The following is a 6000-nucleotide window of genomic DNA, read 5'->3' on the forward strand; positions in this document are numbered from 1 at the left end:
CCCGGGAGGGATCGACAGATCCCCAGTTCAGAGAAAATGACTTTGGGAGAAAGACACCCACACGCAGCGAAGAGCACCCACATGAGGGAGCATCGCATCCACACGGAGGGGCCGGTCGTCCACAGGAGGTCGAGGGCGGGCATCCCTCCACGCCCGATGAACAAAGCATCTCTCTGTGTCGCTTCCGCCCTGCAATGGCGGTGCGAAATGGCATGATAGGAGCGATGAATCGTATGCCAGCGCATGACGGAAAGGGACCTTCCATGCAGCAGAACCAGGGGACTCAGCAGCTTGTTGCCGTGCTCGATTTTGGTGCCCAATACGGGCAGCTCATCGCACGACGCGTCCGCGACCTGCATGTGTACTCCGAGATCGTTCCCTGCGACATTCCTGCCGGGGAGCTTGCCGCCCTGCGCCCCTCGGCCATCATCCTCTCTGGAGGCCCCGCGTCCGTGTATGCCGAGGATGCCCCTACGATCGATCCTGGCGTGCTGAGACTGGGCGTTCCCGTCTTTGGCTTCTGCTATGGCCAGCAGATCATGGCCACCGCGCTGGGGGGTGCGGTGGGACACACCGACAAGGGCGAGTATGGTCCGGCGACGCTGCGTCGTCGGGGCGTCTCGCGCATCCTGGATGGGACGCCCGAGGAACAGATCGTGTGGATGAGCCACCGCGATGCCGTGAGCCAGGTGCCTGAGGGATTTACGATTACGGCGACGACGGACGTGTGCCCCATCGCGGCCATGGAGTGCCCGGAGCGGGGTCTCTATGCCACGCAGTTCCACCCCGAGGTGCGCCACACCGAGTACGGTCGCACCATGCTCGAGCACTTCCTGTTTGACGTGGCCGGCCTTGCGCCCAGGTGGACCATGGACAGCATCGTGGAGCAGAAGGTTGCCGAGATCCGCAGGCAGGTGGGGGAGCGGAAGGTCATCCTCGCGCTCTCGGGTGGCGTGGACTCCTCCGTGGTGGCGGCGTTGGTGCATCGCGCCGTCGGCGACCAGCTCACCTGCGTCTTCGTGAACCACGGGCTGCTTCGCAAGGGCGAGCCCGAGATGGTGGAGGAGGTCTTTCGCGAGCAGTTCCACGTGCCGCTGGTGCATGTGCATGCGGAGGAGCGCTATGCGCGGCTGCTTGCCGGCGTGAGCGACCCCGAGCAGAAGAGGCGCCTCATCGGAGGCGAGTTCTGGAAGGTCTTCTTCGAGGAGGCACAGAGGATCGGCGACGTGCAGATGCTGGCACAGGGCACCATCTATCCGGACATCATCGAGAGCGGCGCGCGCAAGACGGGCGGAAAGGCCTCGACCATAAAGAGCCACCACAACCTGATTCCCTTCCCAGAGGGCGTGCACTTCGACCTCATCGAGCCGCTGGACCACTTCTTCAAGGACGAGGTCCGCGAGCTGGGCGTGAGCCTGGGCCTTCCGGACAGGATGGTGTATCGCCAACCCTTCCCGGGGCCGGGCCTGGCCATCCGCATCATCGGCGGCGTGACGCCCAAGAAGCTGGACATCCTGCGCGAGGCGGACGCCATCGTGCGCGAGGAGCTGGACGCGTACAACGAGCGTCTCTTCGAGGAGACGGGCGAGCGCAACAGCGAGCACTCCTGCTGGCAGTACTTCGCCGTGCTGCCCGACATCAGGAGCGTGGGCGTGATGGGCGACGAGCGCACGTACGCGCGGCCGGTCATCGTGCGCGCCGTGGAGTCGAGCGACGCCATGACGGCGGACTGGGCGAAGCTGCCCTACGAGGTGCTCGGGCGCATCAGCGGGCGCATCGTGGGCGAGGTCGCGGGCGTCAACCGCGTGGTCTACGACATCACGCCCAAGCCGCCCGCGACGATCGAGTGGGAATAGTTCAGCACTTTATCGTGAGGTTGATTTTACGGTGTGCTTGGTTGGCTGTGGTCTACCAGGTGCACCGTTTTTTGCGTTTGTGAACCTGCAAGCCAGTGGAGGGACGGTTGGCTCAATTGGCTCTGGCGTGTCGAATAAAGACCAGTTCAGGCTATAGAAGTGAGATCAGCGGAATCGCGACTGGTACTCACGGGAGCCTCGAATTGGTCTAGCGAGAGAACGGTTGGTACTCAAATGGTACTCATGCAGGTCAAAGCCTCTGCCCGAGCAGTAGAATCGACTCTACTGCAAAACGGATTTGGGAGGGGAGTGAGGCGAGCATGAGCATCACAGTGAATCAGGAATTTGTTAGCAAGGGGAATACGCTTCTCAATGATCTTTGGGACGAGGTATTTATGCTCGGCTCGCCCCCAGAGTGCCTTATTTCAAAGTGCATTGACCACGTGTTGGTATACGACAGGGCAAAGACGTACAAGTACATCCTGCTGACCCAGCTTCTTGGTAAGGCCGTCGATGATAAAGTCAACATCCTTGCCATGAAAGCGTCGAGCGTACTCCCCGGAGCCTGGGATGCCCGCAATCTCTGCGAGGGGGTCATTACGCGGGGCGGATTCGAGAAGAATGTCCTTCTGGGCATTCTTGGCAGAAGCAAGCAGCCGTACAATAGCTCCCCGGCCCAAAAACCCGAGCTTAGCAAGAGCAACCACACGCGACCAAGCGACATTGCCCTAAGAGACGAGCTGATTGACGCGCTGTCTACGATTGATTCCTCCGAGGATGCGATTGCGGCTATCCGCTACTACTTGTATGTCTGCAAAGGGCAGATAGCCCAAATTGTAAAGGAGGAGCCTCTCCCAGAGCTTTCCGGAGACATTGTCTCATGCGCAAGGACCAGGCAATTCTGGAGAGAGCTAGCTCAAATTGGAAGAGAGGGCGAGGGATTGGGCCTTGCTGTGGGAACGCTACTCAAGATGGCGCTCGACGAGGTTTTTGTCCCGGTTCTGTATCAGATTAATACTTCTTGTTCAGGGCATGGCGATCTCGACCTTTACTACGCTACTGAACGGTTTGCCACTCTCGAGATTAAGGACAAGCCCTTCAATCCTCATGAGGTATACGAATACGCTAACTCTGCGTTTGACGATGGATGGAGTCGGTTTGCGTTTGTCTACGGCTACAAGGCGGGGGCTCCTGGACAGGTGTTTACCGAGAAGGACTACTCGGACTTTGCGGACCGAGGGGTAATTGCGGTGTGCTTGTCGTTCGAGTCACTATTGGATTCGACGCTGCTTTCGCTCACGAGCGTACCACTCGATGACCTTCGCAAATCGCTGATTGCCTACATCGACGATGCCAAGGTCGGCACCGAGACGGCCAATCCAGCGAGACAGCTACTGCGTAACCTAATCAACGAGATTCACAAGTGATTCGATTGCTGCTTCGGCCACGGTGCGGGCGAGTTCACAAGGTACGGCATTCCCAATCTGTCGATACCGTTTGTTCCTCTTGCCTGAGAAGCGATAGTCGGCAGGGAACGTCTGGAGAGCCGCGGCCTCTGCGATGCTGAGCCTTCTCAGTGTTGGCGGGATGTTCCCCTCAGCCTCCTGTGGGGTAGTTGAACCTGCCAAGAGCCTGTCGTGATAGTCAGCAACCCAGTCGAAGCCTAAGGGGTTTTCAAGCAGGGATTGGTCGATGATGGGCGTGTGGTTTCCGCCCATCTGAGCCGGGAGCGTCTTGGCGACCACATCGAGTCGCATGGGGCGTCCGCGCCCGTTGAAGAGAAGCGAGCCATCATAGGGGCTTCTGCGAAGTATCGGATTCTTCGCGAGATGAAGCTCTGCAGTGCTCCCCTCACAATTCCCTGGCATGCCGAATCGAGGAAGGAAACTCAGGGCTTCGCGCACCGTCTTTCCCGGGGTCAGTCTCGCCTCAAGAGACCTTTCCATATGTGATCTTACGGAATCGGAAGATGCACCTCTTATACCGATGAAGAAGAACCTCTCCCGTGCTTGCGGGACGCCATAGTTTGCTGCGTTGAGGATAAAGAAGGAATTGCCGTATCCAAGGTCATTTGCTTCGCTGACCAGTCTCTTGCGTACGTCACTCCACTTGGAGAGCGAACCGAGAGCCTTCACATTTTCCATAACGAACATCTTCGGCCGGGTCCTACGGATAACGTCCATGAAGACCCAGATGAGACGGCTCCTCTCGTCATCGGGATTCATCTTTCCGGCAACGGAGAAGCCTTGACAAGGTGGGCCGCCATAGACGACGTCGACGTTCGAAAACCCCTCAACCTCCTCAAGGAGACCATAGATATCTCCGGGATGCATTACCGACGGGTCGAGGTAGGAGGGATTGGACGTATAGGCTTGTACGGCATCTTCATCAAGCTCATTTGCAAAAACGGGAATGATACCTGCAGATGTGAAGCCGATATCCATGCCACCTGCTCCAGAGAAGAGAGAGATGCCGCTGAGACGCGTGCTATTTGGCATACGTACTCCCTTCCTGAGCCTGTAGGCGGAATTCTGAAGATAGGACAATTCTACAAACATGTGCTCCCCGCGTGTGTGGTAATGGTATCCCACCGCGCGGACATCATCGTTTTGCTAGGGGTTACGGGGGCTCCCTCGTGCGCGGCGTTTTGAGCGGAGGGAGCCGACCTGCTGGGAGACTCCCTCCATGCCGCGCCGGGGTAGCAAGCGGCGGACGAAAGCAAGTGTCTATGGGGACGTGTACGGACCAATTAGGCCACTTGCTGTACGGACGCGAAGAGCCGTCTGAACGGCGGGGGGTCCAGTTCCCGGTACGCGAGGTCGCGTACTGTGTTCTCGCTCACTTGTATGAGCGCTACCACGTCCTGGATGGTTTAGAAGTCCTTGAGAGGAACCTGCAGCTTGGTCTGTTTGGCTGCTGTCATTGCCGAATCACCCCTTCGGTTGCTCGCCTTACGTCCTCCCCGCAATCAGCGCGGGACGGCAGGCGGCGAGGCGAGCGCGAGGGGGCGTCGAGCCCTGGGGTTGTGGCGATGTGGCGAGTTTCTCTCGCAAGGGGGCGCGCAGCCATGGGATTCCCGATCAGATGTCGTTGCCCATGGCGCGGAGCGTCTCGTCTAGCTCGTCTTTCCTGACGCGCAGCAGTCTCCCGATCCTTATGGCGGGAATCTTCTGCCGCTCGATGGGCCTGTAGACCGACGTCTTCGATACGTGCAGGTAGTTGGCGACCTGCGGCGCGTCCATGAGGCCGTCGGGCAGGTCGCTCGCCTCGGATGTCGAGGGGGCGGCAGACCCCAGTATCTCCGCCCCGGCATTCTCGCGACTTTCGGAACCATTATCCGATATTGTGTTCTGTCAAGATGATTTGAGCAGAGTGGGCAGCAGTTTTTGGGCACTTTGCATATGTGCCTTGAGCGGCTTTTTTGAGCACTTCTTCTACTGCATGAGTGGATGTCTTACGCGGTGGGACTCACCTTTGAACTGCAAGAGCCTGCCGTGGTGGACCACGCGGCCGATCACGGCCGCTGCCATCTGGTCGTCGCCGAAGACCGCGCCCCACCCCGAGAACCCGGGGTTGGTCGTGAGAACGACCGACTGCGCCTCGTAGGCCTGCGAGACCACCTGGAACGGCAGCCGCGCCCCGTCGGCGTCCAGCGGCAGGAAGCCCAGCCCGCCTGTGACCAGGGGCTCGGCCTTCCCGATCTGGGCGAGCTCGCGGCCGGGCCTTGCGTCGTCGCGGGCGCGCCCGGGCCCCGTCACCAGAGACGACGCGGCGAGGAAGCGGGCGGGACGGGCGTCCTGGCAGCAGAGCGCGCACGGGGCCTCTGCCATATGGGTCCTGCCAGCACCGACGCCCCCCATAGGCACCAGGTCCTCGTGGTCGCCCAGAAAGGAGAGGGAGACGAGGTCGTCCATATCGAACCCCCCGGGCCAGCCTGTCTGGCCCCATCCGTGGCCGTCGAGGGCCTTGGGCTGGGGAGGCGCACACCTTCCCAGGAGGCTCGCGCGCCTGGGGGCGTCCCTGCTTTGGCACTCTGCCTCGAGGTAGCCCGCGAGGCGCTCGGCCTGGCGAGGTGCGCCCCTGCCGGCCCACCCTTGAGGCGCTGCCCTGGCGGGCGGGCATCTCCTGCCGGCGGTGTGTTTAG

The 6000-nt window shown here is 60.5% G+C and carries 5 protein-coding genes; 2 read left to right on the plus strand and 3 right to left on the minus strand.

The genetic code is table 11. The features are described 5' to 3' along the window. The first annotated feature begins 263 nt into the window (after positions 1–263). Positions 264–1856, plus strand: a complete 1593-nt coding sequence (gene guaA, locus HMPREF1316_RS12075) for a glutamine-hydrolyzing GMP synthase (RefSeq protein WP_021727225.1) — start codon at positions 264–266, stop codon at positions 1854–1856. A 320-nt stretch (positions 1857–2176) separates the two neighbouring features. Then, positions 2177–3283, plus strand: a complete 1107-nt coding sequence (locus HMPREF1316_RS12080) for a restriction endonuclease, SacI family (protein ID WP_021727173.1) — start codon at positions 2177–2179, stop codon at positions 3281–3283. Here HMPREF1316_RS12080 and HMPREF1316_RS12085 read toward each other — a convergent pair. The 3 genes from HMPREF1316_RS12085 to HMPREF1316_RS12090 form a co-directional block, all read right to left on the minus strand. After that, on the minus strand, positions 3260–4354 hold the full coding sequence (locus HMPREF1316_RS12085) for a DNA cytosine methyltransferase (protein WP_040652467.1): 1095 nt from the start codon (positions 4352–4354) through the stop codon (positions 3260–3262). The genes HMPREF1316_RS12080 and HMPREF1316_RS12085 overlap by 24 nt on opposite strands. A gap of 582 nt (positions 4355–4936) precedes the next feature. Beyond that, the gene (locus HMPREF1316_RS13885) at positions 4937–5098 is read right to left on the minus strand and encodes a helix-turn-helix domain-containing protein (RefSeq protein ID WP_021727219.1); all 162 of its coding nucleotides are present in this window, start codon (positions 5096–5098) and stop codon (positions 4937–4939) included. Positions 5099–5290: 192 nt separating this feature from the next. Then, on the minus strand, positions 5291–6000 hold a 710-nt coding region (locus tag HMPREF1316_RS12090), incomplete at its 5' end, for an ATP-binding protein (protein ID WP_021727301.1).

The organism is Olsenella profusa F0195, assembly GCF_000468755.1.
Classification (GTDB): Bacteria; Actinomycetota; Coriobacteriia; order Coriobacteriales; family Atopobiaceae; genus Olsenella_F; species Olsenella_F profusa.